The sequence below is a fragment of the Streptomyces sp. NPDC036984 genome, assembly GCF_055607665.1.
Window position 1 is genome coordinate 1 of record NZ_JBVJRL010000038.1, and the last position, 26,216, is coordinate 26,216.

The window sequence follows — 26,216 nt, forward strand, 5'->3', positions numbered from 1 at the left end:
TCCGCTTCGCCGACACCCTCACCACCCTCACCGACACCGGGACAACCACCCTCCTGGAGATCGGCCCCGACGCCGTACTCACCACACTCGCCACCGGCCAAGTGCCCGGCTCGGTAACGGCAGTGGCCACCCAACGCCGTAACCACCCCCAGGCAACGACCCTCCTCACCGCACTGGCCGCCACCCACATCCACGGCCACACCGTCGACTGGGCCGCCTACTACGCCCCCGCACACCCCCGCACCACGCCCCTCCCCACCTACCCCTTCCAGCACCAGCACTACTGGCTGACACCCTCCACAGCCCCGGGCGATCTCACCGCCACCGGTCTCACCTCACTCACCCATCCGTTCCTCACCGGTGCCCTTCAGCTCGCCGGGCGCGATGACCTGGTGCTCACCGGACGGCTGCCCGCGCAGTCGCCGATGTGGCCGCTCGGGCTGGCCGGTGAGGGGATGCGGGGCGGCTCCGACGGTCTGCCGGTGGAATTGGTGCTGGCGGCCGCGGCCCACGTCGGCTGTTCCTCCGTCGAGGAACTCACGCACGTCGCGCCGCTGTTCCGCCCCGAGGCGGGGGCCGTGCAGTTCCAGGTCACCGTGGCCGCGCCGGACGAGACCGGATGTCGACAGGCAGACGTGTACGCCCGTTCGGAGGTGTCGGAGGACGATGTCGACGGCGAGCCGGTCTGGGAGCATCACGTAAGCGCTCGGCTCGGCCCGGCCGCGCCTGTAGACGAGACGGGCGGCAGCCCGGCGGATGCTGTCGAGGTCGATGTGGCCGAGCTGCGCCGGCTGTTGGCGGACCTGGGCTACGAGGCCGACACAGCCCTGGCCGCGGTGCGCGCGGTGCGGCAGTGGGACGGTGGGGTCGCCCTCGACATGGCGGTGCCCGAAGCGGATCGTGAGCGGGCGGAGGCCCTCGTCCTCGATCCGGTGGTGGTGGATGGCACCGTGCACGTGCTGACCGCTCTCGGTCTCGTGGAGCCGGGGTCGGCCGCACACTCGTGGGCCGGGCTGGCCGTACGGCGCGGCGGTGTGTCCGAGGCGCAGGTCACCATCTCGTGGGACGCCCGGCGGGCCGGGGACGAGTCCACCGGGCGCACGGTGTCGCTGCGCATCGGCGACGCGTCGGGAAGCCCGGTGGCGTCGGTGAACGAACTCGTCCTGGCAGTACGGAGGTGGGGCGGCGCGGGAGCCGCCGCCCGCCGTCACCTCTACGGCGTCGAATGGCAGCGTGTCGAGGCGGTCGTCTCCCCGTCGGCGGCGGGTGAGCCGCGGTTCGGCGGTTCGTTCGTGCTGGGTTCCGCGGTGTCCGTCACCGGCGACGGGGTGGACGTCGTACCCGATGTCGATGCCGTGGTGCGGGCGCTCGACGGCGGTGCGGCCGTTTCGCCACTGGTGTTCCTTCCCGTGGCGGTGGCGCTGCGGGAACCGTCGGAGGAGGCGGAGCCGGAGGCGGCGGCGCGTCGGGCCGCGATCGGTGCCCTGGACGTCGTACGGGCCTGGCTGGCCGAGGACCGGCTGCTGGGGGCGCGGCTGGTGGTGCTGCTCGACGGTGCTGATCCGGCCGGGTCCGGGGTGCGGGGTCTGGTGCGTTCGGCGCAGTCGGAGAACCCGGGTCGGCTGGTCCTCGTGGAGTACGACGCGGCGGCGACACCGGACCTGCTGGCGGCCGCGCTGGCGGTCGGTGAGCCTCATGTGGCGTTGCGTGCCGGGGAGGTGCTGGTGCCGCGTCTGGTCCGGGCGGCGGTCACGGGTGCGGCCCGCCCCACGACGTCCGGAACCGTCGTCGTCACGGGCGCCGGCGGTGCGCTGGGCGGCCGGGTCGCCCGGCATCTGGTGCGGCATCGGGGCGTGCGGAGTCTGCTGCTGCTCAGCCGGCGGGGTCCGGAAGCCCCGGGTGCGGCCGAGCTGGAGGCCGAGCTGCGGGAGATGGGGGCCTCGGTGGCCACGGTCGCCTGTGATGTCGCCGACCGCTCGGCGCTGGCCGGTGCGCTGGCCGCGGTGCCCGGCGGGGCTGCCCTGTCCGGTGTCGTGCATGCGGCCGGTGTGCTGGACGACGGCCTGGTCACGGCGCTGACGCCGGAGCGGCTCTCGGCGGTGTGGCGGTCCAAGGCCGAGGCCGCGTGGAATCTGCACCTGCTCACCGCGGACCAGGCCGAGCTGGACTTCTTCGTGCTGTTCTCCTCGGTGTCCGGACTGCTCGGGGGTGCGGGGCAGGCCGCCTACGCGGCGGCGAACGCGTTCCTCGACGATCTGGCGGCGTACCGGCGCGAGCGGGGTCTGCCCGCGGTGTCACTGGCCTGGGGCCCGTGGGCGGAACCCTCGGGTATGACCCGTGACTTGGCGGCGGCGGACCGGGCGCGGCTCGCCCGGGCCGGCTTGCTGTCGCTCGCTCCGGAGGACGGGCTGGCCCTGTTCGACACGGCGCTCGACGCGGATGCCGCACTGCTGGCGCCGGCGCGGCTGGACGTCAGGGCGTTGCGTGCGCAGCCGGACGGAGTACCCGCCCTGCTCCGGGGGCTGCTGCCCGCCCGGTCGCGGGCCGGCTCGCCGGGCGGTGCGTCGCTGCGGGACCGGCTTGCGGCGACGCCGGCGCACGAGCGTGAGCGGGTGCTCGGTGATGTGGTGCGCGATGAGGTGGCGGCGGTGCTGGGGCATCGCAGCGGGTCGATGATCGATCCGCAGCGCGCCTTCCACAACATGGGTTTCGATTCCCTCACCTCGGTCGAGCTGCGTAACCGGCTGGGTGAGATCACCGGTGTGGCGCTGCCCAGCAGCCTGGTGTTCGACGCGCCCACCCCGGCGGCGGTCACCGGCTATCTCGCGGGGCTGCTGGAGCTGGACGCCGCTGATGCGGCGGACGGCGGCGGTGGCGACGGCGAGGAGGAGCGGGTGCGCCGGCTGCTGGCGGGCCTTTCCGTGGAGCGCCTGCGCCGGGCCGGTCTGCTCGATCTGCTGCTCGGGCTGGCGGAGGAGGACGGCGGTGCCCCGGCGGGGAGTGCTCCCCGCGGTGCTGCCGGTGCGCGCGCCGCCGACGCCGACGACCTTGACCTGCTGGATGCGGAGAGCCTGCTGCGGCTGGCCGCCGAGACCGTGGGGGAGCAATGACGGGGACGACCAGGGACACGACGGCCGACCCGGCCGTGCAGCGGTATGTCGAGGCACTGCGTTCCGCGCTGAAGGAGGTGGAGCGGCTGCGGGAGCAGAACCGGGAGCTGGTCGCCGCCGCCGTGGAACCCATCGCGATCGTGGGCATGGGCTGCCGTTTTCCCGGTGGGGTGCGCGGTCCCGAGGACTTGTGGCGGCTGGTGGCGGACGGGGTGGACGCGGTGTCGTCGTTCCCCGACGACCGTGGCTGGCCGGACGTGTACGACCCGGAACCGGGCGCCTCGGGCCGCAGTTACGCCCGGCACGGCGGCTTTCTCGCGGAGGCCGACCGGTTCGACTCGGCTTTCTTCGGTATCTCGCCCCGCGAGGCCCTCGCCATGGATCCGCAGCAGCGGCTGCTGCTGGAGGTGGCGTGGGAGACGTTCGAGCGGGCCGGGATCGATCCCGCCGCGGCCGCGGCAGGGTCGACGGGCGTGTTCGTCGGCATGAACGGCCAGGACTATCCGCTGCTGCTCGCCACCACCCCGGACGACGTGGAGGGCTTTCTGCTGACCGGCAACGCGGCGAGTGTGGCGTCGGGCCGGATCGCATACGCGCTGGGGCTGACCGGGCCCGCGGTCACGGTGGACACGGCCTGTTCGTCCTCGCTGGTGGCGCTGCACTCGGCGGTGCGGGCGCTGCGGGCCGGTGACTGCGATCTGGCGCTGGTGGGCGGCGTCACGGTGATGTCCACGCCCACCGGTTTCGTGGAGTTCAGCCGGCAGCGCGGGCTGGCGCCGGACGGCCGGTGCAAGGCGTTCTCGGCGCGTGCGGACGGCGTCGGCTGGTCGGAGGGCGTCGGCATGGTGCTGCTCGAGCGGGAGTCGGTGGCCCGCGCGCAGGGCCATGAGGTGCTGGCCCTGGTGCGGGGTTCGGCGGTGAACCAGGACGGTGCCTCGAACGGGCTGACCGCGCCCAGTGGTCCCGCGCAGCAGCGGGTGATCCGCAGTGCGTTGCGCGACGCGGGTCTCCAGGCCGCGGAGGTGGACGTGGTGGAGGCACACGGCACCGGCACCTCGTTGGGTGACCCGATCGAGGTGCAGGCGCTGCTGGCCACGTACGGTCAAGGGCGGGACGGGGACCGGCCGTTGCGGCTCGGTTCGGTGAAGTCGAATCTCGGGCACACCCAGGCCGCGGCCGGCATGGCCGGTCTGATCAAGATGGTGCTGGCGCTGCGGCACGAGTCGTTGCCGAGGACGCTGCATGTCGAGGAGCCGTCGGCGCATGTCGACTGGTCGAGCGCGCCGGTTCGGCTGCTCGCCGACGCGGAGCCGTGGCCGGCGGGCGAGCGGCCGCGCCGGGCGGGGGTGTCGGCGTTCGGCATCAGCGGGACCAACGCGCATGTCCTGGTCGAGGAGGCGCCGCGGGCCGAGTCCGAGCCGCCGCGTGCCGAGGTCGCCTTGCCGCTCGTGCCCTGCGTGGTCAGCGCCCGGGACTCGGGGGCGCTGCGGGCCCAGGCGGAGCGCCTGCACCGGTCCGTCGCCGGTGCGGCAGGGCTGCGTGTGGACGACGCCGGGTGGGCGTTGGCCACGAGTCGGCAGCGGATGGCCCGCACCGCGGTGATCCTGGCGGCCGACTCCGGTGACCTGCTGCGGGGCCTGGCCGCGCTGCGGGACGGGGTGCCGTCGGCGGACGTGGTCGAGGGTGTGCGGCGGGAGGGGCGCACGGGGTTCGTCTTCACGGGGCAGGGTTCGCAGCGGGCCGGCATGGGGCTGGGGCTGTACCGCCGCTTCGCGGCCTACGCGCGTGCCCTCGACGAGGTGTGCGCGCACCTCGATCCGCTGCTGGGACGGTCGTTGCGCGCGCTGCTGGACTCGCCGGATGAACTGCGCCGTACGGAGGTGGCGCAGCCGGCCCTGTTCGCGCTGGAGGTGGCGCTGTACCGGCTCGTGGAGTCCTGGGGGGTCCGGCCGGAGGTGCTGACCGGCCACTCGGTCGGTGAGCTGGCCGCGGCGCATGTGTCCGGCGCGCTGGGCCTGGCCGATGCGGCGGCTCTGGTCGTGGCACGGGGGCGGCTGATGCAGGAGTTGCCGCCCGGCGGGGCGATGGCCGCGGTTCAGCTGAGCGAGGAGGAGGCGCGGTCCGTGCTGGACGGCGTCCCGGGCGTCGAGATGGCCGCGGTCAACGGGCCCCGCTCGGTGGTGCTGTCCGGGTCGGCGTCCGAGCTGTCCCCGCTGATGTCCCATCTGCGTGCGGCGGGGCACCGGGCGCGGGCGCTGGAGGTGGAGCACGCGTTCCACTCGCGGCTGATGGAGCCGATGCTGGAGCGGTTCCGGGAGGTGGTGGCCGGGGCGGAGTTCTCGGCGCCGCGGCTCACCGTCGTCTCCACGCTGACGGGGCAGCCGTTGACGGCCGGTGAGCTGGCCTCGCCCGACTACTGGGTGGCGCAGGCGCGTCGTCCGGTCCGGTTCCTGGACGCGGTGCGGGCCGTGGAGGCGCTGGGTGTGCGCACCTTCGTGGAGCTGGGGCCGTCGGCGGTGCTGTCGCCGCTCGTCCCCGACTGCCTGGTGGAGCCGGGCGAGGCGACGGTGCTCGCGGCGCTGCGGGACGGGCAACCGGAGGAACGTGCGGTGCTGGGGGCGCTGGCCGGACTGGTGGCCGGCGGGGCGGACGTCGACTGGAAGGCCTTGTTCGGCACCGGGTGGCGGCCCCGGGTGGAGTTGCCCACGTACCCGTTCCGGCAGATCCGGTACTGGCCCACCCCGGCGGCCGACGCCGTCGGCCCGGTGGCGCGGCGGAGCGTCGAGGGCGGGTCCGCGCTGCCGCATCCAGAGGAAGAGGAGGCGGCTCCCGTGCCCGTGGACGCGGCCGGCGTACGGCGGCTGGTGCTGCACCAGACCGCGGCCGTCCTCGGTCACCGTGACGGTGCGGGGCCGGACTCCGGTCTGTCGTTCGCGCAGCTGGGCCTGACCTCGCTCGGCGCCGTGGAGTTGCGGGACGCCCTCACCCGGGCCCTCGGGGTCACCGTGCCGTCGGCGCTGGTCCTGACCACGCCGTCGCCCGGCGAGCTGGCCGACGAGATGGTGGGTCTGCTGCGGGGCGCCGGCCGGTTGGCGGAGGACGGGCCCGCGGCACCCGACGGTACGGCGGCCTCCGGCGATACGGCGGCATCGGGCGGTACGGCAGCCTCGGGCGATGCGACGGTGCCGGGCGATACGACGGCCACCAACGGTACGGTGGCCCCCGGTGGCGCGGTGGGCGGGTCGCAGGAGCTGAAGGCGGCGTTCGTCCGGGCCTGTGCCGAGGGCCTGCTGAGCGAGGGGCTCGATCTGCTGGCCGCGGCGGCGGACCGTGCCGAGGCGGACGTACGGCCCGGTACCGACCCGGCGGGGCCGGCGCCGATCTCGTTCGGGACCGGCACGGACACGCCTGCGCTGGTCTTCGTGCCCAGCTTCGTGGCGCCGTCCAGCCCCTACCAGTTCGGCAAGCTCACGGCCGGGCTGGCCGTCGGCCGGGATGTCGTGGTGACGCCGCTGCCCGGCTACCGCGAGGGGCAGCCGCTGCCGCGCACCCTTGACGAGGCGGTGTCCTGGCAGGCGGAGGTGGTGCGCCGGCACGCCGGGGGTCGGCCGTTCGTCCTCGCCGGGTACTCCTCCGGCGGCTGGCTGGCGCACGCCGTCGCGGAGGCCCTGCGGCAGGAGGAGTCCGCACCGGCCGGCCTGGTGCTGCTGGACTGCCTGACACCGGGCGGCCCGGAGTACGCGCACCTGACGCCGACGCTCTTCCAGCAGCTGTCGCGGGACCGCACGCTGGCCGAGCTCGTCGACGAGGCGCAGCTGCGGGCCATGGGCCGCTATCTGAAGCTCTTCGCCGGCTGGCGTCCTTCGCGCAGCCCGGTGCCGACGCTGTTCCTCCAGGCCGCCGAGCGGCTCGGCGGCGAACCGCACGCGCCGGCACGTGAGGAGCCGGCCGGGTGGGCGCGGCGAGTGACACACCGGACCGTGCCCGGTGACCACTTGAGCATCCTGCACGACCATGCGCGCGCCGTCGCCGCCGCGATCGACGGCTGGCTCGCCGAACTCGTCTGACCCGGGCGGGCCGCGCGCCCGCCACCGCATTCGCGCACCCCAGTTCCCGTATCCGGCGCGTTCCCCGCGCCTTTGTTGGAGGTTGTTCGTGACCATCACCGAGTCACCGGAACTCGATCTGCTGAGCCGGGAGTTCACTCAGGATCCGTACGCGGTCTTCGCACGGCTGCGGTCCGAGGCCCCGGCGGTCAAACTCACGGTGAAGACACTGGCGACCGCCGTGCAGGCCTGGGTGATCACCGGCTACGACGATGCGCGCCGTCTGCTGGCCGATTCCCGGCTGTCGAAGAACGCGCCGGAGCTGGCCGGGGTGATCAGGCGCCATGCCGTGGACCCGGATGAGGAGATCACCGAGAATCCGCGCAGCATGCTGTTCAGTGATCCGCCGGACCACACCAGGCTGCGCAAGCTGGTCGGGAAGGCGTTCACGATGCGCCGGGTGCAGGCCCTGCGGCCGGCCGTCGAGAAGATCGTGGACCAGGCCCTGGACCGGCTCCCCATCGGCGAGGAATTCGACTTCGTGGAGGAGTTCGCCCTGCCGGTCCCCATGGCGGTCATCGGTAGTCTGCTCGGCATTCCGGAGGAGGCCTACGACGACTTCCGGGAATGGAGCAGTGCCCTCGGCAGTGTCGAGACGTCCATGGACGAGAAACGGGCCGTCATCACCACGGCGTACGGCTATGTGCGAGAACTGATCGCGGCCAAGCGTGTGCGTCCCGGCGACGACATGATCAGTGCGCTGATCGCGGCTGAGGACGAGGGTGTGCACCTGACCGAGAGCGAGATGCTCTCCACGGTGTTCCTGGTGATGAACGCGGGCTACGAGACGACCGCGTCGCTGCTGAGCAGCATGCTGCTGGCGCTGCTCACCCGTCCCGCCCTGCGCGAGGAACTGCGCGCGGATCCCGGGGCGCTGCCCGCGGCCGTGGAGGAGGTGCTGCGGCACGAGAGTCCGCTGAACATGAGCACGATCCGGTTCACGCGGGAGCCGGTGACGGTGGGCGGGGTGACGATTCCGGAGAACGAGATCGTCTTCGTGTCGCTGTGCTCGGCGGACCGGGACGACACGCGGTTCGAGACGCCCGACGCCATCCGCCTCGACCGTCCCGACAACGGCCATCTGGCGTTCGGTCACGGCATCCACCACTGCCTCGGCGCGCCCCTGGCCCGCCTGGAAGGGCTGGTCGTGCTGGAGCGGCTGCTGCACCGCTTCTCGTCCTGGGAGCTGTGTGTGCCCGCGGAGTCGCTGCAGTGGCGGCACAGCCTTCAGTTCCGGGGCCTGGAGTCCCTCCCTGTCCGTCTCGCCGGAACGGCGGGAGCGTAGGTCGGATCACACCGCGTACGTATCGAAGAAAGGTCATGACATGAGCCAGTCCCAGAACCAGAGCCCGGTCCTCGCGTTTTTCGCGGCGTGCGGCGACGACGACGACAAGCGTGCCGCGGAGTGCTTCGCCGACGACGGTGTGTGGATCGCCGCCGAGGGCGACGAACCGGGCCGCACGCACAAGCGGTCGGAGCTGGAGGACTTCATCGCCGAGGTGCTCCGCAAGCGCGACGAACTGCACGCGGCCGGTGCCCAGATGGCTTTCGGCGAGCATCTCGTCGTCGCCGACAAGGAGATCCTGGAATTCACCGTCACCTCCCGGAACGGCGACATCCTCGAACGCGGCGTCGACATCTTCACCATCCGGGACGGAAAGATCGCCTGCAAGGACGTCTTCCGCAAGGCATGAGGGGAACCCACGACATGTACGAGAACCTTCAGGAAGTACTCAGCGACTTCGGTGCCGACATCGACTTCGACCATCCGAAGCCGGGGCAGCGCGGCTGGTACACCGCCGACTTCATCGACCCCGACCAGGGCAAGGTCGGCACTGTCACGGGCGAGTACCGTCTCGTCTTCGAGCGCGAGTCGGACGGCATGCCGATGGTGTATCTGACCGAGATACTGAGCCTCAAGGGCGGCGAGGTCCGGGTCGAGGCGTGGGCGGAGTTTCCCGCGCTCAGCTCCGGCGCGTGGCTGTACTGCCCGGCCGTCGGCATCAGCGGCGCCTACCTGGGCCGGCACGGTTTCCGCCAGTGGCGCCCGGTCGAACTGGGCAAGACGGCCGAGGCCAAGATCGTGTTCTACACGAGCCCGACGTCCTGACCGTGATCCGCCGCAGCGGGGTGCCGACGTCCGTTCAGGGCGTCGGCGTCCCCTGCCGGCGGTCGTACGCCTCGCGGGCGTCGAGCACGTCGCCCATGTGCTTCTCGGCCCATCGCACCGCCATCGCGATGGGCTCGAGCAGAGTGCGCCCGAGGGGCGTCAGTTCATAGCTCACACGTTTGGAACCGTCCATCTCCTCGCTGCGGCCGACGAACCCGTCCCGTTCCAGCATCCGCAGGGACTTCGTCAGCGTTTTCGGTGTCACCGAGGAAAGCTGGGAGCGGATTTCGGAGAACCTCAGCGGGCCGTCGGACAGCAAGGTGGCGATGAGCGCCGACCATTTGTCGCCGATCCGGATCGGTGCGATGTCGGAAGGGCAGACGGGGTCGAACGGAGCGGAATTCTGCGAGGTATCCACCAGGCCGAGTCTAGCCAGGTATCCAGGTGGAAACTACCTCGCTGGTTACGCTCGACACCGGTGCTGCGCAGGCTGCACCGGCGCGCCGGTGGTCTTGAGGAAACGTCCTATCAGGTTGATATCAGGAGGCATGAGGATGAGCAGGATCGTGGTCTTCGGCGGCGGCGGCAAGGCGGGCCGGCTGATCGCTCAGGAGGCGCGCCGGCGCGGGCACGAGGTCGTCTCCGTGGTGCGCGACCCCGCCAAGTACGGTGACCTGTCGGCCGACGGCACCACCGTGGTGGGCGGTGATGTGACCGACGGCGAGCGGGTGGCCGAGATCGTCGCCGGCGCCGATGTGGTCGTCAACGCCATCGCTCCGGCGGGCGACACCGTTCCGCGTGACGCCTTCGTCGGCGCGGCCGACGCGCTGGTGGCGGGGCTGGCGAAGAACGGCACCGGGCGGCTGCTGGCGATCGGTCTGGCCGCCACGCTGCACGTCGCTCCGGGCACCCGGCTCATGGACACGCCCGAGTTCCCCGCCGACTACCGCCCCTTCGCCGACGGTCACGCCGCCGCCCTGGAGTTCCTCGCGTCGGCCGACGCCGCGGTGGACTGGGTGGTGCTCGTGCCGCCGCTGGAGTTCCAGCCGGAGGGTGAGCGCACCGGCTCCTACCGGATCGGCGACACCGGCCTGCTGACCGACGCGGACGGCAACAGCCGTATCTCGTACGCCGACTTCGCCATCGCGGTGCTCGACGAGGCCGAGCAGGGCCGGCACCACCGGGCGACACTCGCCGTCGCCTACTGACGGGCGCTGCGCGTACGCCGCGGGGGTGCCGGTACGGCCGGCACCCCGGCGGCGCATCGCAGACGCACGGCATCGAGGAACACGCACACACGGGGGGAACGTCCATGGTGTCCAAGACGGAAACCGAGCCGTCGCCGGAGCGGTCGGGCGACGGCGAGCTGTGGTTCCGGCGGTTCCATCCCGAGGCCGCCGCGCGCCCCGGTCTCGTCTGCTTCCCGCACGCCGGCGGGTCCGCCACCTACTGGTATCCGCTGTCCGCGGCGCTGCGCGGCCGGGCCGACGTCCTCGCGGTCCAGTATCCCGGGCGCCAGGAGCGCAGGCGCGAGCCGCTGCCGGTGACCATCGACGACCTGGCCGACGGCATCGCCGAGGCGTGGCTGCCGCCCGTGGAGCCGCCGTTCGTCTTCTTCGGGCACAGCATGGGCGCGATCGTCGCCTTCGAGGTCGCCCGCCGCCTGCACGCGCAGGGCCGTCCGGGTCCGCGGGCGCTGGTCGTGTCGGGGCGTCGCGCCCCCTCCCGGCAGCGGATGGAGCGGGTCCATCTGCGCGACGACGCGGGACTGGTCGAGGAACTGCGGTCGCTGGGCGGCAGCCAGCAGGAGGTTCTCACGGACCCGGAGGTGGTGCGCATGGTGCTCCCGGCGGTACGCGCGGACTACCGTGCGATCGAGACGTACACCTACCGTCCGGGGCCACGGCTCGCCTGCCCCGTCACGGCTCTGGTGGGCGACGCCGACCCCAAGGCGTCGGTCGAGGAGGCCGACGCGTGGCGCGAGCACACCACCGCTGGCTTCGACCTGCGCGTGTTCTCCGGCGGACACTTCTACCTGGCGGAGCATCAGGAGCAGGTCACCGCCTGCCTGGCGGCCGTCCTCGGCGTGTAGCGCCCCACAGGCCCGCTCGCGCCGGGGCACAGCGAACCGGTCGCGGGCCCGGGCGTCGCATGTCTCCATCGAACATGAAAAAGGCACCATGAACCGGACCCTTGCCGCCGTCGACCGCATCCGGCCCCCGCACGCCCGGAACCCGTGGCCGGCCGTCTCGGTGCTGGCGTTCGTGGCCGCGGTGGCCACTTTGCAGAACACCGTGGTCGTCCCCATGCTCCCGGCTCTTCAGCACGGTCTGCACACGTCGTACGCGGCGGCCGGCTGGACGGTGACCGGGAGTCTGCTGTCCGGTGCCATCGCCATTCCGCTCTTCTCCCGCTTCGGCGATCTGTACGGCAGACGCACGCTCTCCCTGGTCACGCTCGGCCTGCTGACGCTGGGGGCGGTGGTCAGTGCCACGGCGGGCGGGATCGGGTGGATGGTGGCCGGTCGTGTTCTCCAGGGCGCGGGGTCGGCTCTGCTTCCCCTCGCCGTGGGTATCGTCCGCGAATTGCTGCCGGAGCGTCAGCTGCCCACCGGGATCGGTTTCGTCAGCGCCACGGTCGGTCTGGGAAGCGGCGCGGGCATGGTCATGGCGGGTCTGTTCGCCGGGAACTACCGCGCGCTGTTCTGGACCATCGGCGCCCTCGGGGCGGGCTGCATGGTCCTCGTGGGGGCCGTGGTCAAGGGTGGTTCGCCGCGCGCCGAGGGCCGCCCCGACCTGCCCGGGGCCGTGCTGCTGTGCGCGGCTCTGGTGTGTCTGCTGCTCGCCACCAGTCAGGGCGGTTCGTGGGGCTGGACGGCAACGCGGACGCTCGGCGTCTTCGGCGCCGCCGCGCTGGCCGGCGTGCTGTGGGCCGTGACCGCGCGGCGCGTCGCGACCCCGCTGATCGAGCCGGAGATGCTCACCGACCGCCGCACGGTGGGTGCCAGCGTGGCCTCGTTCCTCCTCGGCTTCTCCCTGTTCGTGATGATGACCACGATCTCCGGCTTCGCGCAGAGCCAGTGGGGCGCCTCCGTGCTGCGCGTGGGCGGGTATCTGCTGCCCACGACCACGCTGATGCTGGTGTTCTCCGTCCTCTCCGGCCGTCTGATGCGCAGGTTCTCCGCCTCGGCCCTGGTGACCTCCGGGTCGGTGCTGGTCGGCTCGTCCGGGCTGTGGCTGACCCTGTCCTGCGCCGGTGATCTCGATGTGTACGCCGCCTCCACCCTGCTGGGCGGGGGTATCGGCATCAGCTACGCGGCGCTCGGCACGTTGGCGGTCCAGCACGTGGCGCCGGAGAAGACCGCCGCCGCGAGCGGGGTCAACACCCTCGCGCGCACGATCGGGAGCGCCGCGTCGGGGGCGGTGACCACGGCGCTACTGGACGCCGTCGGTGTGACGCCGGCCGGCTACCGCTGGAACTTCGCGGTCGCCGCCGTGGGTGCCGTGCTGGCGGCGGCCTTCGTCGCCGTCTACGACATCCTCAACCGCACCCCGCTCCGCCCGCCCGTAGCCGAGAACACCGGCGGCACCGACGCCGTCTGCTGAGGTCACTCCGCCAACGCGGCCAGTGCCGTACGGGCCTGCTCGCGGTAGTCCTGGACCCGTGCCACCTTGATGTGCTCGTAGCCGCGGATCGCTTCCGGCAGCGCGGCGATCTCGGCGACCGCCTCGGCGTTGTCCGGGGAGAGCCGGTCGAGAGCCTCCCGCATCAGCTGCTGGTACTCGGTGATCAGGGCGCGCTCCTCGTGCCGCACCGCCGCGTGACCGAAGGGGTCCAGCGGAGTGCCGCGCAGTCGTCGTGCGGCCCGCAGGACGCGGAAGGCGGGCACTCGGGTGCGGCGCAGACGCAGTTTGCGGTTCATGCCCAGGGCGCGCAGCACGGGCGGGTGCAACAGGACGGACACGTCGGCGTCCGGGCCGAACTCCTCGCGGATGCGGGCCTGTTCGGCGGGATCCAGGTGCAGGCGGGCCACCTCGTACTCGTCCTTGTACGCCATCAGCTTGTGCAGCGCCTTGGCGAAGGTGAGCGCGATGCGCCGGCCGTGCTCCTCCCCCGCGCGTTCCGACGCGATGCGGGTGACGGCCTGCACCGCCCGCTGGTAGCGCTCGGCATAGGCGCGGTCCTGGTACTCCGTCAGGTCGGAGACGCGCAGGGCCACCGCCTCCTCCAGGGTGGCGCTCGGCTGGGGCTCCGTCCGTGGGGCGGCCGCGCGCTGCACGGCACCCGGGTCGATCACGGCGGCGCGGCCCCAGCGGAACGCGGCCAGGTTCTTGGCCACCGCGGTGCCGTTGAGCTCCACCGCGCGCTCCACCGCCTCGGCGCTGACGGGCAGGCAGCCGTGCTGGTACGCCGCGCCGAGGAGCAGCAGGTTGGCCGGCATGTGGTCGCCGAAGAGCTGCTCCGCCAGGCTTTGGGCGTCGAGCGCGAACAGCGCGTCGGACGTGGTCGCGAGCGCGATCCTGGCGAGGGCGTCCTCGGGGCCACCGGGCACCGCGGCACCCCTGGTGATCATGGCGGCGGTGGGCACGACGGCCGTGTTGACGACGGCCACCGTCCGCTCGGCGGCACAGGCGGCGAGGTTGGTGTCGGCCGCGGCGCCGAGCAGGTCGAAGCCGATGAGCGCGTCGACGGTGGCGCCGGAAGCGCGCACCGCGCCGGTCACCGGGTCCTTGCCGATCCGGACGTCGCTGACCACGGGGCCGCCCTTCTGGGCGAGCCCGGTCTGGTCCAGGCCCGCGGCGTACATCCCGTCGAGGTGCGCGGCCATCTGGAGGATCTGCGAGACGGTCACCACACCGGTGCCGCCGATGCCGGGCATACGCAGCAGAACCTCGCGGCCGGCGAAGCGGCGCTCGGGCTCGCGCAGTGCCACCGGCGGTTCGGGCAGGCTCCGTTCCGTGCGCCGGTCCGTACCCGCGGCCTTGGGAGCCGGTTCCACCAGGAGGAAGGAGGGGCAGTCGCCCTTGAGGCAGCTCAGGTCGGAGTTGCAGGACGGCTGGTGGATGCGCGTCTTGCGGCCGAACTCCGTCTCGACGGGCTGCACCGACAGGCACGTGGACTGCTCGGCGCAGTCTCCGCAGCCCTCGCAGACCCGCTCGTTGACGACGACCTTCGCGGTGGGTGTCGGCAGGCTGCCCCGCTTGCGCAGCCGACGTTCCTCGGCCGCGCACCGGTCGTCGTGGATCAGTACGGTGACGCCCTCGACCGCCGCCAGTTCGCGCTCGACCTCCGCGAGGTCGTCCCGGTGGCGCACCGAGGCGCGGGCGTCGAGGCGCACCCCGCGGTAGCCGTGCGGTTCGGGCGTGGTCACCACGATGCGCCGTACGCCCTCCAGCGCCAGCATCCGGGTGAGCGCGGCGACGTCGAGGCGGCCCTCGATGCTCTGTCCGCCGGTCATGGCGACGGCGTCGTTGTAGAGGAGTTTGTACGTCATGGTCACTCCGGCGGCGACGGCCGCACGGATGGCCAGGGAGCCGGAGTGGTGGAAGGTTCCGTCGCCGAGATTCTGCACGAAGTGGGGGTCCTCGGTGAACGGCGCGAGGCCGAACCACTGCGCGCCCTCCCCGCCCATCTGCGTCACGCCGATCTGGTGGCCGCGGTTGCCGCTGCCGTCCAGCGCGACCATGGCGTGGCAGCCGATCCCGACGCCGACCAGAGTGTCCTTCGCCGTGCGGGTGGAGATGTTGTGCGGACAGCCGGAACAGAAGAACGGCGTGCGGGAGGCGACCAGGGGAAGCATCCGCAGCCCTGAGGGCCGTGACCGCTCCAGGAGTGCGGCGGCCTGGCCCGGCAGCCGCTCCGCTCCGATCAGGCCGGCCAGCGCCCGGGCCACGTCGTCGGCCTTCAGGGTGCCGCGGGCCGGGAGCAGCGGGCGTCCGGACTCGTCGAGGCGGCCGATGACGGCCGGGGCGTCGGGCCGCCGATAGAGGGCCGCCTTGAGGTGGTTCTCCAGGAACGCGGTCTTGTCCTCGACCACCAGCAGCCGGTCCAGTCCCCGCGTGAGCTCCGCCAGGTGCTCACCGTCCAGCGGGAAGGGCATGCCCAGGGCGATCAGGCGTATGCCGAGCCGCTCCACTTCCGCCTCGCCGATGCCGAGGTCGGCCAGTGCCCGACGCACCACCGCGAAGGACGTGCCCGACGCGATCACGCCCAGCGTCGCCCGCTGGGAGGTGGAGACGACGCGGTTCAGGTTGTGCTCACGCGCATAGGCGCGGGCGATGCCCAGCCGGCGGGTCAGCAGGTCGTGCTCGGCGTCCAGCGCGGCGGGACCGAGCAGCAGGGGCGGGGCGCCGGCCTCCCGGCGTGCGGGCTCGGGGATCCCCCGGGCGAGATCGGTGAGGTCGACGGTCGCCGAGGCGTCCGCCACCTCGGTGACGATCTTCAAGCCGGTCCAGAGTCCGGCGGACCGGGAGAGCGCGACCGCGTGCAGCCCGTACTCGATGATCTCGCGCACCGAACCGGGCGCGAACAGAGGCATCCCCAGGCTCTGGCACATCGGCTCGCAGGAGCTGGGCACCGTGGAGGACTTGCAGTCCGGGTCGTCCCCGATCCAGGCCACCGCCCCGCCGAGTGGCGCCGTGCCGGCGAGCGTCGCGTGCCGGATCGCGTCGGCGGCCCGGTCCAGGCCCGGGTTCTTGCCGTACCAGAAGCCGGTGACACCTTCGTGGCGACGGCCCGGGAGCTGTTCGAGCAGCTGGGTGCCGCCGACCGCGGTGGCGGCCAGTTCCTCGTTCAGTCCGGCCTGGAAGACCACTCCGGCCTCGTCCAGGAACCGGGCCGCGCGGCCCATCTCCAGGTCGACACCGCCCAGCGGGGAACCCTGGTAGCCGGAGACGAAGACCCGGGTGTCGAGGCCGCGCGCGCGGTCCAGCCGCCGCTGCTCGAGTGTGAGGCGCACGAGCGCCTGCACTCCTGACATCAGCGCGCGCCCTTCCGAAGCCGCGTACTTGTCGTCGAGCGACGGGGAGACGGTCAGGGCACGCACGAGATCCTCCACGGGACCAGGGGAGCGGGGAGTGGCCCACAGCACACAACCAAGCGACGGCCGACGCAAGAGCCTGGCGACGTCTGAACCCGAAAACGCAAAGAATTGATGGACACGGTGCAACCTGCTCGATTTAATTGCGCCACTACGCGGAGGTGGAGGGGTTTGCGATGACGCCGTACGAGCTGGACGAGACCGATCACCAGTTGCTCCGCCTGCTGCACGCGGACGGCCGTCGTACGTTCTCCGAGATGGCTCCCGAGGTCGGGCTCTCCGTCGCCGCGGTCAAACGCCGGGTGGACCGCATGCGCGAGGCGGGGGTCATCACCGGCTTCACCGTCAAGGTCGATCATGCCAAGCTCGGCTGGGGCATCGAGGCGTTCACCGAGCTGCGCTACGCCGGCACCACCAGCATCCGGGACATCCTCAGCAGCACCACCCGCACGCCCGAGGTGCAGGCGGTGTTCACCATCGCCGGGGACCTCGACGCCCTGGTGCACATGCGGGTGCGCGACATCAACCACCTCCAGGAGGTCATCGACCGGCTGCGCGGCTCGGGCAAGGTGATCGGCACCCGGACCCTGATGGTGCTCGGGTCGTGGACGCGAGAGGACTGAGGCCGCGCGGCTTCTCGGCGGGCACCTGGCGCCGTGTGCCGTGCCGGGCCGCCGCGGTTACCGTCCCCTCCGCGGCGCCGTAGCGTGGTGCGCGGGAGACCTGTCCTCCCGCGGCTCGTACCACGGGCACGCATGAGGGCAGTGGGTCTCCACTCCCCTCACCTGGCAGACCGCACCGCCCAGCAACGGCTGGATCTGAGTCAGTAGCCGGCCCGACTCGGTGACGAGGCAAGGGGGTGCCCTCCGGCTCCCCCTCCTCCGTATGCCGGCCCCCTGATCGCCAAGTCGCCGCCTAACGCCGGAGCAGGCCGCGGTGGCGGTCCGGGTCGACCACCGTGGACAGTCCGTTGAGCCGGAGGCGGGTGCCGCCGCGCAGGTGGGCGACGTCCTGGTGGGGATCGTCGCCGGGCACGAGCCAGGTGTACTGCTCGGTCCAGGTCAGGCGGGAGCCGGCACCCTCGTCGGCCAGGTCGACGGTGACGAGGGAGACCCAGCGGAGGATGCCGTCGACCTCCGCCTCGTAGACGTGGACGATCCGGGTGTCCGGCACGATGTGGAGGAACCGGGAGCGGTACGCGAGGCGCTCCTCGGTGTCGCCGGAGACGAAGACGTTGCGGGCGGTCTCGCCGCCGCCGACCCGGAAGTCCAGTGCGTGCTCGGCGGTGGAGGAGCCGCCGGGAAGGCGGAACCAGCGCTGGCGCAGGGACGGGTCGGCGAAGCCGCGGAAGACCTCGGCGCGGGCCACCGAGAAGTCCCGGTCGAGGGAGAACGAGCCGTGCAGCGCGGGCGGTGCCGGGTCGGCGGCGGCGCCCGCCGGCGCCACCTGCGCGAGGTGACCTGCGTCCATTGGATCAACCTAACACGGGCGGTGTGGCCGGCCGGGCGCGGCGCCGTACCGGGTCAGAGCCAGCCGTCCAGGGACTTGAGGAAGCCGTCGAGATCGTCGCGGTGGACGCAGTGACCGGTGTCCGGGACGTACACCACCTCGAAGCCGCGTCCGCGCAGCCGTTCGGCCAGCTCGTCGGGGACCAGGTGGTGGTCGCCGGCCCCCTGGACGAGCGAGGGCACCTCGGCCCGCGCGGGGATCAGGTCCCGGTCGCTCTGGAGCCACTCGATGGCCCGCACGTCCCAGCGGGCGTAACCGGCCAGCTCCGCCTCGATGTCCTCGGGAAGCCAGCGGGGGCACAGTGCGCGGATGCTCTCGGCCGTGGCCGACTTGGTGGCCTGCGCGAACTCCCGCACCTCGTCCACCGACTTGGCGCCCAGCTTCCACGCGGGGTCGCTGTAGACGACCCGGGCCGGGCGCAGGCCGGGGACCGCGAGGGCGAGCACGGGCGCGCCGAAGGAGTGGGCGAGGGCGAGGTCGACGCCCGCCGGGACCGACTCCACGAGGTCGGCCGCGAGCAGCTCGGGCGTGTACTCGTCGGCGTGCGGGCTGTCGCCGTGGCCGCGCAGGTCGGGCATGATCACGCGGTAACCGCGCTCGGCGATGAGCGGCGCGACGCGATGCCAGGTCGCCGCCGACGACATCACGCCGTGGACGAGCAGCACCGTCCGCTCTCCGTCGCCGACCTCATGGAGTGCGAGCTTCATGATGGGGGGTGTCCTTTCGACGCGTTGGTACGGTCACGCGGTTGCGAACGGGTGCTTGCCAACGGGTGTTGGCCTATGCGGGTGTGGGCGACAGGCGTTGGCAACGGCTGTTCGCCAACGGGTGTTTGCCAACACCCGCGGGTCCAACGGGCTTTCACTCAAGGGCTGTCGCCAACGACCGTTTGCCAACAGCCGTCTGCCGACGACCGTTTGCCAACAGGCCCCTACCGATGGCCGTTCGTCCTCACCCGTTCACCCGGACGCGTTCTCGACCAGTTCCACCAGCGCCTTCGCGGCCAGCCGGTAGCCCATCGAGCCGAGGCCGACCACGACGCCGGAGGCCAGGGGGGCGATCACGGACTCGTGGCGGAACTGCTCCCGGGCCCACACGTTGCTCAGGTGCACCTCGATCCAGGGCTGCGGATAGGCGGCGAGCGCGTCCCGCAGGCTCCAGCCGGCGATCATCAGCGCACCGGGATTGACGATGGCACCGACGGTGTCGAAGTGGTGCCGGTGGATGTCGCGGACCAGGTCGCCCTCCGCGTCGTGCTGGAGGGACAGCACCTCCCAACCCGCACCGCTCACCTCCGCGGCGACGGCCTTTTCGATATCGGCGAGGGTGTCGGTGCCGTAGATCTCGGGCTCACGCCGGCCGAGGATGCCCAGGTTGGGGCCGTTCAGCAGGAGCAGGGTGCTCATGGGGTCACCTCACTGTTCGGTGAGCCGGGCCGGCCGGAGCCGTGCTGGGTCCGGGCCGGGCCGGAGTCGGCTTCCTTCAGGGCGAGTTGCATGCGGAAGTGCTCGGCGAGCCGGCCCAGCACGAGCGCGAACAGCAGCAGGAAGGCGAGTTGGAGGAGGAAGACCAGGAGTGAGTGCGGGGCCATGGTCGGCACCGGGTTGGCGAGCGTCACGGGCTCTTCCCTCGTCGGAACGGGGTGCGATGGGGATCAGCGGATGGTGTCGGCGCCCTGTCCGCTCAGGCTGCGCGACAGCAGCGCGATGACCTCGGCGCTCCGCTCGACGTGGAAGAAGTGGCCGCCCGGGAAGACCTGCACGTCGGTCGGTCCGGTGGTGTGCTCCTCCCAGGCGCGTGCCTCGTCGAGCGTGGTGCGCGGGTCGTCGGCGCCGGTGAGCACGGTGAGCGGGCAGTCGAGCAGCCGGGCCGGGTCGTGCCGGTAGCGCTCGATGGCGGTGTAGTCGCTGCGGATCGCCGGCAGGAACATCGCCAGCACCTCCGGGTCGGCGAGGGCGGCCTGGTTGGGGCCGCTGAGCGTGCGCAGTTCGGCGAGGACCTCCTCGTCGCCAGCCGCGTGCACCCGCTCGTCGCGGTACCGGGAGGGGGCGCGCCGGCCGGAGGCGAACAACCGTACCGGGGAGGGTAGTCGGGCCTCGCGCATGCGCAGGGCCACTTCGTAGGCGAGCACCGCGCCCATGCTGTGCCCGAACAGGGCGAGCGGCCGGTCGTCCAGGTGGCGCAGGGCCGCGAAGATCTGGTCGGCGTACTCGGGGATGTTGTCGATGCCGGGTTCGTGGCGGCGTGTCTGCCGCCCCGGGTACTGGACGGCCAGGACTTCCACGGTGGGCTCGAGGGCCGTCGCGACAGGGAAGAAGAAGCTTGCCGAACCGCCCGCGTGCGGCAGGCAGACGAGCCGTACCGCGCTGTCCGGCGAGGGGCGGAAGACGCTGATCCACTTCTCGAACTGTGCCGTTGCTCCAGGCATGCCGAAGGGCTCGCTTTCACGTCGGGGATCAGCGCCGGTGCGGGACTTGAGCAGGCTAGGCCCGGCCGGGGCGGCACCGGTATCCCTCAACCTGATAGCCGTCGGTCGGATGTCGGACGCAGCCGGGCGCCGGGCCGTACGCTCGCCGCGAGTCACCCGAGCAGTGCCCGTCAGCCAGTCAGCCAGGCCGCACCGAGGGGGTTTCCATGTCCGATGTGTCACCCGACAACGCGATGGTGTCCAGCAGTTCGCCGTCGGCCGGGCCGGAGACGGATGTGCTCGTCGTCGGGTACGGACCCGTCGGCTCGGTGCTGTCCGTCCTGCTGGCCCAGCGCGGCTGGCGGGTGACCGTCCTCGAACGCCGGCGGCGGCCGTACACGCTGCCGCGGGCGACGAGTTTCGACGGGGAGACCGCCCGGCTGCTGGCCGGCACGGGCGTCGGCGGCGAGTTGGGCCGGATCACCGAACCGGGCACCGGGTACCAGTGGCGCACGGCGGACGGACGGACGCTGCTGGACATCGGGTTCACCACCGAGGGCCCGTACGGCTGGCCCGACGCCAACACCATGCACCAGCCCGCGCTGGAGGAACTGCTCGCCGCCCGCGCCGCGCGGCTGCCGGGCATCACCGTGCTGCGCGACCGCCGGGTCGTGGACCTCGCCGACGGGCCGGACGGGGTGACGGTGACCGCCGAGGACGAGGAGGGGATGACGCGGACGTTCTCGGCGCGGTGGGTGGTCGGCTGCGACGGCGCCAACAGCTTCGTACGGGACCGGATGGGCGTGTCCGTCACCGATCTCGGGTTCTCCTACGAGTGGCTGCTGTGTGACGTGGAGCTGCGTGAGCCGCGGGCGTTCGTGCCGACCAACGTGCAGATCTGCGACCCGGCCCGGCCCACCACGCTGGTGGGGAGCGGGCCGGGGCACCGGCGCTGGGAGTTCATGCGGCTGCCGGGCGAACGGGCGGCCGACCTGAACCGGGAGGAGACCGCGTGGCGACTGCTGGCGCCGTACGGCGTCACCCCGGACACCGCCCGGCTGTTGCGCAGCACCACCTACATCTTCCAGGCGCGGTGGGCCGACGACTGGCGCGCGGGGCATGCGCTGCTGGCCGGGGACGCGGCCCATCTGATGCCGCCGTTCGCGGGGCAGGGCATGTGCTCGGGGGTGCGGGACGTGGTGAACCTGGCGTGGCGGCTGGATCTGGTGCTGCGCGGGACCGCCCCGGAGTCCCTCCTCGACACCTACACCGAGGAGCGCAGGGCGCAGGTGCGCGAGTCGATCCTGGCGTCGGTGCAGCTGGGGCGGCTGATCTGTGTGACGGACGCGGCGGCTGCCGAGGAGCGGGACGCGACCGTACTGGCGAACCGGCGCGGGCGGGGGCCGGGCCGGCCGGACCCCGCGCGGCCGATCACCCGCGGTCTGCTGCACCGCCCGGACGGCGCCGGCCCGGGGACCCGGGTGCCGCCGGCCGGTGAGGTCCTGCCGCACGGAAGGCTGCTGCGGCCCTCCGGCGCGGAGCCGATGGCCGATCCGGTGGGCGGCGGCTTCGTCCTGTACGTCACGTCGGAGGCGGAACCGGGGCTCACCCCGGACCGGCTGTCCTTCCTGCGGGACCTCGGCGCCCCGGTGGTCCGCCTGTGGGCCGCCCCGGGGGCGTACGACGGCACGGGCGGCGTGGTCGACGCGGTGGACGCCGACGGGGTGCTCCGCGGCTTCCTCGACCGCCACGGCGCGACCGCGCTCCTGGTGCGCCCGGACTACCACGTCTTCGGCGCGGCGGCCGGTCCGACCGGAGCGAACGCACTCGTGGACGACCTGCGGACCCGGTTGACCGCACCGGCGCCGGCCGCCGCGGGCCGCGCCGGCTGACCCGGGTGGGGGCAGCGCCGGCCACGGCGCAAGCCGCGGCAGGCCGGGCCTCCGGCCTGCCCGCACGCCGGCGGGAGTGGGCGCCGCCGTCGCGGTGTCACAGCTGTCGGGCGAGGAGTACCGCTCCCCGCAGTGACGACAGGCCGCCCAGGCGGGCCGGGGCGAGGGGTGGGGGCGGGTGGCCGGGGCGGGAGAGTGCGGTCAGATGGGTGGTGACGGTGTGCAGGAGGGCGGGGATTCCCGCCGCGAACCCGCCGCCGAGGAGTGCTTGTTCGGGGTGGAGGAGTTCGGCGGCGCCGGTGATGGCCGTGGCGAGGGCGCGGGCGGTGCGGTTCAGGGCGGCCAGGGCCCAGGCCCGTCGGTCGCGCAGTCCGTCCCGGAGTGCGTCGTAGGTGACGGGGGCGCCGCGCAGGGCGGCGGCGTGGGCGAGGGTGGCCGGTCCGGAGGCGGTGGCCTGGAGGCAGCCGCGCCGGCCGCAGACGCAGTCGGGGCCGTCCTGGTCGACCACGAGGTGGCCGATCTCGAAGGAGCCCCGGGCGCGGCCGGGACACAGGGCGCCGTCGAGGACGTATCCGCCGCCGACTCCGGTGCCGACGCCGACGTAGAGGAGGTGGCGGCAGCCGGCCGCGTCCGCCTCGGCGAGGGCGCCGAGGTCGCCGTCGTCCGCCCAGGCGACGGCCGCGCCGGGGAAGAGCGCGCGCAGCGCCGGGCCCACGGCGAGGCCGGTCCACGCGGGCCGGCTGGGCCAGGTGGTGATCCGTTCGTCGGGGCCGACGGTGGCGGGCATGGCCACGCCGACGGCCCGGACGTCCGCCCGGGCCGGGAACTCCTTCAGGTGGTCGGCCAGGTCGGCCAGGTCGCGGCCGGCGTCCCGGTGCGGACCCCAGATGAAGGACGACTCCTCGATCCGGCCGTCGTCGGTCTCCGCGCGCAGGGCGACCTTGGTGCCGCCGATGTCGATACCGAGACAGCCCGGCGCCGGGGCGGCGCCGGGCTGCTGGTCCCGGGGAGCGGGCACGGTCAGTCGCCCGGTACGGCGGGGCACAGGGCGAGCAGGTCGGCGGGGCGGCGCAGGACGGCGTCGGGACCGGCCGCGAGCAGTTCGTGCTCGTCGGGGCCGACCCACAGGGCGGCGGCGGAGGCGACGCCGGCGTCCCGGGCGCTGGCCAGGTCGGTGGGCGCGTCACCGACCATGATGGCCTGCTCGGGCGGCACGTCCAGCAGCTCCAGCGCGCGCTGCACGATGTCGGGCGCGGGCTTGGGCCGGGCCACCTCGTCGGAGCCGATGACGTGCGCGAAGAACGGCAGCAGGCCGAGCCCGTCGAGCAGCGAGCGGGCCCGGTCGCCGGCCTTGCCGGTGGCCACGGCCAGCCGCAGTCCGCGTACCCGCAGGGTCAGCAGCAGTTCGAGGACGCCGTCGAAGACCTCGACGCGATGGGCGAGCCGGTAGCTCTCGCGGACGAAGGGCTTTTCCATCTCCAGCGGCAGGCCCATGATGCGCATGATGTCGGGGAAGTAGCGCCCCTGGTGGCGCACATACTCCTCGAAGGGGGCCGGGCCGTCGCCGACGACCTCCGCGTAGGCGACCGCGAAGGCTTCCCGCATGACCGCGAAGCTGTCGACGATCACCCCGTCCAGGTCGAAGACGACCGCCCGCCGGGGTGCCGTCAGGAGGCCCGGCGTGCTGACGGGCCGGTCGGTCGAGTGGACTGTCATGGGGTCCTCATCTGCTGGTGATCTGCTGGTACACGGGTTCGCTCGGCCCGTCGCGGTCGGCCCGGGCAGAGGCGTAGAGGCGTTCCATGAGGCGTACGGTGCTCCGCGCCTCGGCGATGGCCCGGCCGCGGCTCGCCGGGTCGGCGAGGAGGGCGGGCACACCGTCCAGCTGCCGGCCGTACTCCGCGCCGACGGGTTCGGCGGGGACCGGGAGCCGGCGGGTGCCGCCCTCGCGGGTGAGGGTGAGGACGGACTCGGGCTGCCGGTTGGGGCTGAAGCCGAACGTGCAGCGCAGTTCGGCGGTGCCGGCGCTGCCCTCGATCCGGATCAGGGAGAGGTCCCGTGCCTCGTGCGAGGCCCAACTGGCCCGCAGTGACACGGAGATGCCGTCCTCGCGGAGCAGGAACCCGCGGCCGGTGTCCTCGACGTCGCCGGTGGGGGCGGCGGCGGGCCGCTCGTGGCGCCAGGCCGCGGACCACTCGCCGGTGTTGAGGAAGTCGTCCGAGGTGGCGCCGACGGCCTGGCGGACCGGAGACGGTCCGAGGAGCGCGGTCAGGGTGTCCACGAGATGCCAGCCGAGGTCGACCAGGGCTCCGCCGCCGGCCTCGCTGCGCCGGGTGAACCAGCCGCCCGCCCGCGGGATGCCGCGGGCCCGCACCCAGGCCAGATCGACGTGCCTGACCCGCCCCAACTCGGACAGCAGCGAGGCGAGTTCGATGACGTCGGCGCGATGCCGGGCGGCGCTGCCGGCCAGCAGTGTGCCGCCGGCGCGCTCGGCCGCGGCCAGGGTGTCCGCCTCGGTGCCGGACAGGCACACCGGCTTCTCCAGGAAGACGGACACGCCCCGGCCGAGCAGGTCGGTGGCGACCGCGGTGTGCAGGTGGTTGGGTACGGCGACGACGGCGAGGTCGACGGAGCGGGCGTCGAGCGCGGCCGGTTCCGGGTGGGCGGGGGTGCCGGTCGCCGCGCCGACGGCCGCCCGCGCGGCGGGGTCGGGGTCGACGACGGCGACCAGGTCGAAGTCCGGGTGGGACCGCAGCCGGGGCAGCCACAGCTCCCGCCCCGCCCAGCCGAGCCCCACCACGGCGGCCCGCACGTTCATACGGCGGCCACTGCGTCCGCGATGATCTCGGCTGTGATCTCCAGGTCACGCTCCCCGGCGAGGAGCGTGCGGTGGTGCAGCCAGACGCAGTCACCGCTGATGGCCTCGGTGTGGGGGCAGCGTTCGGCGATCTGCTCCGCGGTCTCGTCCGGGGCGCCGATCTCCCAGAAGGCGTCGGTGCGGTAGACGGCGCGGAACCCGGCGAAGGCGGGCAGCCCGGCGTCGACCAGCCGGTCGACCAGGGCGTTGCGGTCCTCCTCGGAGATGCCGGGGAGGCGGAACATCGCCATGTAGTGCGAGTTCCGGTCGGCGCGTACGTCACCGCCCTGCGGTACGACGCCGTCGATGCCGCCCAGCAGCCGGGACAGCAGGGCCCAGCGCCGGTCGCGCAGCTCGGTCTGGGCGGGCAGGCGGCGCAGTTGGGCGCGCAGCACGGCGGCGGAGAACTCGTTGAGCCGCATGTTGGTGCCGGCGACCTCGTGCAGATAGCGGCGGTCGGTGCGCGGCCGGCCGCAGCTGTGCCGCAGGAACGCGGCCTCGTACCGGTCGCTGTCGGGGAACAGGACGGCGCCGCCCTCGCCGGCGGTCATCAGCTTGCCGTTCTGGAAGGAGAACGCGGCGACCGAGCCGAGTTCGCCGACCCGCCTGCCCTGCCAGCGGGCGCCCTGGGCGTGGGCCGCGTCCTGAAGGATCGGTACGCCGGTGTCGGCGGAGAGCTTGCCGAGGGCGTCCATGTCGGCCATCAGACCGGCCATGTGCACGGGCATGATCGCCCGGGTGCGCGGGGTGACGGCCGCGGCGGCCGCGGCGACGTCGATGTTGTAGGTGTCCGGGTCGACGTCGACGGGGACGGCGACCGCGCCGATGCGCTGGGCGGCCTGGGAGGAGGAGATGAAGGTGAAGGCCGGTACGACGACCTCGGAGCCCGGGCCGACGCCCATGACCTGGAGGGCGAGTTCGAGGGCGTGGGTGCCGTTGGTGACGGCCAAGGCGTGCGGGGCGCCGTGGAAGTCGGCGAACTCGCGCTCGAAGGAGTCGACTTCCTCCCCGCCCATGCGCCACCACTGGCCTTGTTCCAGGGCCCGGATCAGGCCGGTCCGCTCGTCGTCGTCGTACTGCGGCCATGCGGGGAATTCCGGTGCCGGTCGCGCGTTCATGGTTCTCCAAATCTCCGTCGGGGACGGGCTGGTGGGAGGAGAGCGGGCGAGGCGAGGGGGCGGCAGAG

21 protein-coding genes are annotated in these 26,216 nt (G+C 73.1%); 10 read left to right on the forward strand and 11 right to left on the reverse strand.

Annotated elements, in window-relative coordinates; translation table 11 throughout:
- From ACZ7DL_RS37530 to ACZ7DL_RS37550, 5 genes are all read left to right on the forward strand, one after another.
- Positions 1 to 3,110 (forward strand): type I polyketide synthase (locus tag ACZ7DL_RS37530; RefSeq protein ID WP_470781353.1); only part of this gene is annotated, 3,110 nt, incomplete at its 5' end.
- Complete coding sequence (locus ACZ7DL_RS37535) at positions 3,107 to 7,177, forward strand: type I polyketide synthase (RefSeq protein WP_470781355.1); 4,071 nt, start codon at positions 3,107 to 3,109, stop codon at positions 7,175 to 7,177. The genes ACZ7DL_RS37530 and ACZ7DL_RS37535, both read left to right, overlap by 4 nt.
- 88 nt (positions 7,178 to 7,265) lie before the next feature.
- Positions 7,266 to 8,501, forward strand: coding sequence for a cytochrome P450 family protein (locus ACZ7DL_RS37540; RefSeq protein WP_470781356.1), 1,236 nt, complete (start codon positions 7,266 to 7,268; stop codon positions 8,499 to 8,501).
- A gap of 40 nt (positions 8,502 to 8,541) precedes the next feature.
- Positions 8,542 to 8,910 (forward strand): nuclear transport factor 2 family protein, encoded by a 369-nt coding sequence (locus ACZ7DL_RS37545; protein ID WP_470781358.1) that lies wholly within the window; start codon positions 8,542 to 8,544, stop codon positions 8,908 to 8,910.
- Positions 8,907 to 9,326 (forward strand): allene oxide cyclase barrel-like domain-containing protein, encoded by a 420-nt coding sequence (locus tag ACZ7DL_RS37550; protein WP_470781360.1) that lies wholly within the window; start codon positions 8,907 to 8,909, stop codon positions 9,324 to 9,326. The genes ACZ7DL_RS37545 and ACZ7DL_RS37550 overlap by 4 nt, the downstream gene beginning before the upstream one ends.
- Before the next feature lie 34 nt (positions 9,327 to 9,360).
- Here ACZ7DL_RS37550 and ACZ7DL_RS37555 read toward each other — a convergent pair whose 3' ends face one another.
- Positions 9,361 to 9,744 (reverse strand): winged helix-turn-helix transcriptional regulator, encoded by a 384-nt coding sequence (locus tag ACZ7DL_RS37555; protein ID WP_470781362.1) that lies wholly within the window; start codon positions 9,742 to 9,744, stop codon positions 9,361 to 9,363.
- Between the two features lie 136 nt (positions 9,745 to 9,880).
- On the opposite strand from ACZ7DL_RS37555, the gene ACZ7DL_RS37560 reads away from it, so the two are divergent.
- The 3 genes from ACZ7DL_RS37560 to ACZ7DL_RS37570 all read left to right on the forward strand — a co-directional run bounded on the left by ACZ7DL_RS37560 (position 9,881) and on the right by ACZ7DL_RS37570 (position 12,931).
- The gene (locus tag ACZ7DL_RS37560) at positions 9,881 to 10,534 is read left to right on the forward strand and encodes an NAD(P)-dependent oxidoreductase (protein ID WP_470781364.1); all 654 of its coding nucleotides are present in this window, start codon (positions 9,881 to 9,883) and stop codon (positions 10,532 to 10,534) included.
- 104 nt (positions 10,535 to 10,638) lie between these two features.
- The gene (locus ACZ7DL_RS37565; RefSeq protein ID WP_470781366.1) at positions 10,639 to 11,418 is read left to right on the forward strand and encodes a thioesterase II family protein; all 780 of its coding nucleotides are present in this window, start codon (positions 10,639 to 10,641) and stop codon (positions 11,416 to 11,418) included.
- 88 nt (positions 11,419 to 11,506) lie between these two features.
- Complete coding sequence (locus ACZ7DL_RS37570) at positions 11,507 to 12,931, forward strand: MFS transporter (protein WP_470781368.1); 1,425 nt, start codon at positions 11,507 to 11,509, stop codon at positions 12,929 to 12,931.
- A 2-nt stretch (positions 12,932 to 12,933) separates the two neighbouring features.
- Here ACZ7DL_RS37570 and ACZ7DL_RS37575 read toward each other — a convergent pair whose 3' ends face one another.
- Positions 12,934 to 16,383, reverse strand: coding sequence for an indolepyruvate ferredoxin oxidoreductase family protein (locus ACZ7DL_RS37575; RefSeq protein ID WP_470781370.1), 3,450 nt, complete (start codon positions 16,381 to 16,383; stop codon positions 12,934 to 12,936).
- A gap of 158 nt (positions 16,384 to 16,541) precedes the next feature.
- Between ACZ7DL_RS37575 and ACZ7DL_RS37580 the strand changes: the two genes are divergently transcribed.
- Entirely contained in the window at positions 16,542 to 16,988 is a 447-nt protein-coding gene (locus ACZ7DL_RS37580; protein ID WP_470781372.1) for an Lrp/AsnC family transcriptional regulator, read from the forward strand.
- A gap of 292 nt (positions 16,989 to 17,280) precedes the next feature.
- Here ACZ7DL_RS37580 and ACZ7DL_RS37585 read toward each other — a convergent pair whose 3' ends face one another.
- The 5 genes from ACZ7DL_RS37585 to ACZ7DL_RS37605 form a co-directional block, all read right to left on the reverse strand.
- Complete coding sequence (locus tag ACZ7DL_RS37585) at positions 17,281 to 17,835, reverse strand: SRPBCC domain-containing protein (RefSeq protein WP_470781374.1); 555 nt, start codon at positions 17,833 to 17,835, stop codon at positions 17,281 to 17,283.
- 53 nt (positions 17,836 to 17,888) lie between these two features.
- Entirely contained in the window at positions 17,889 to 18,581 is a 693-nt protein-coding gene (locus ACZ7DL_RS37590; RefSeq protein ID WP_470781376.1) for an alpha/beta fold hydrolase, read from the reverse strand.
- A 252-nt stretch (positions 18,582 to 18,833) separates the two neighbouring features.
- On the reverse strand, positions 18,834 to 19,280 hold the full coding sequence (locus ACZ7DL_RS37595) for a type II 3-dehydroquinate dehydratase (protein WP_470781378.1): 447 nt from the start codon (positions 19,278 to 19,280) through the stop codon (positions 18,834 to 18,836).
- Positions 19,277 to 19,492 (reverse strand): hypothetical protein, encoded by a 216-nt coding sequence (locus ACZ7DL_RS37600; protein ID WP_470781380.1) that lies wholly within the window; start codon positions 19,490 to 19,492, stop codon positions 19,277 to 19,279. The genes ACZ7DL_RS37595 and ACZ7DL_RS37600 overlap by 4 nt, the downstream gene beginning before the upstream one ends.
- Before the next feature lie 36 nt (positions 19,493 to 19,528).
- Positions 19,529 to 20,302, reverse strand: a complete 774-nt coding sequence (locus tag ACZ7DL_RS37605) for a thioesterase II family protein (protein ID WP_470781382.1) — start codon at positions 20,300 to 20,302, stop codon at positions 19,529 to 19,531.
- 206 nt (positions 20,303 to 20,508) lie between these two features.
- Between ACZ7DL_RS37605 and mhpA the strand changes: the two genes are divergently transcribed.
- Positions 20,509 to 22,173: a bifunctional 3-(3-hydroxy-phenyl)propionate/3-hydroxycinnamic acid hydroxylase MhpA gene (mhpA, locus tag ACZ7DL_RS37610; protein WP_470781384.1), complete on the forward strand. Its 1,665-nt coding sequence runs from the start codon at positions 20,509 to 20,511 to the stop codon at positions 22,171 to 22,173.
- 97 nt (positions 22,174 to 22,270) lie between these two features.
- On the opposite strand, the gene ACZ7DL_RS37615 is transcribed toward mhpA, so the two are convergent.
- The 4 genes from ACZ7DL_RS37615 to rifK are packed head-to-tail and all read right to left on the reverse strand — an operon-like array spanning position 22,271 to position 26,148.
- A complete protein-coding gene (locus ACZ7DL_RS37615) occupies positions 22,271 to 23,191 on the reverse strand; it encodes an ROK family protein (RefSeq protein ID WP_470781386.1) in 921 nt (306 codons plus the stop codon).
- A 2-nt stretch (positions 23,192 to 23,193) separates the two neighbouring features.
- Entirely contained in the window at positions 23,194 to 23,889 is a 696-nt protein-coding gene (locus ACZ7DL_RS37620; RefSeq protein ID WP_470781388.1) for an HAD-IA family hydrolase, read from the reverse strand.
- 7 nt (positions 23,890 to 23,896) lie between these two features.
- Positions 23,897 to 24,991, reverse strand: a complete 1,095-nt coding sequence (locus ACZ7DL_RS37625) for a Gfo/Idh/MocA family protein (protein WP_470781390.1) — start codon at positions 24,989 to 24,991, stop codon at positions 23,897 to 23,899.
- On the reverse strand, positions 24,988 to 26,148 hold the full coding sequence (rifK, locus tag ACZ7DL_RS37630; RefSeq protein WP_470781392.1) for a 3-amino-5-hydroxybenzoate synthase: 1,161 nt from the start codon (positions 26,146 to 26,148) through the stop codon (positions 24,988 to 24,990). The genes ACZ7DL_RS37625 and rifK overlap by 4 nt, the downstream gene beginning before the upstream one ends.
- Positions 26,149 to 26,216 lie beyond the last annotated feature (68 nt).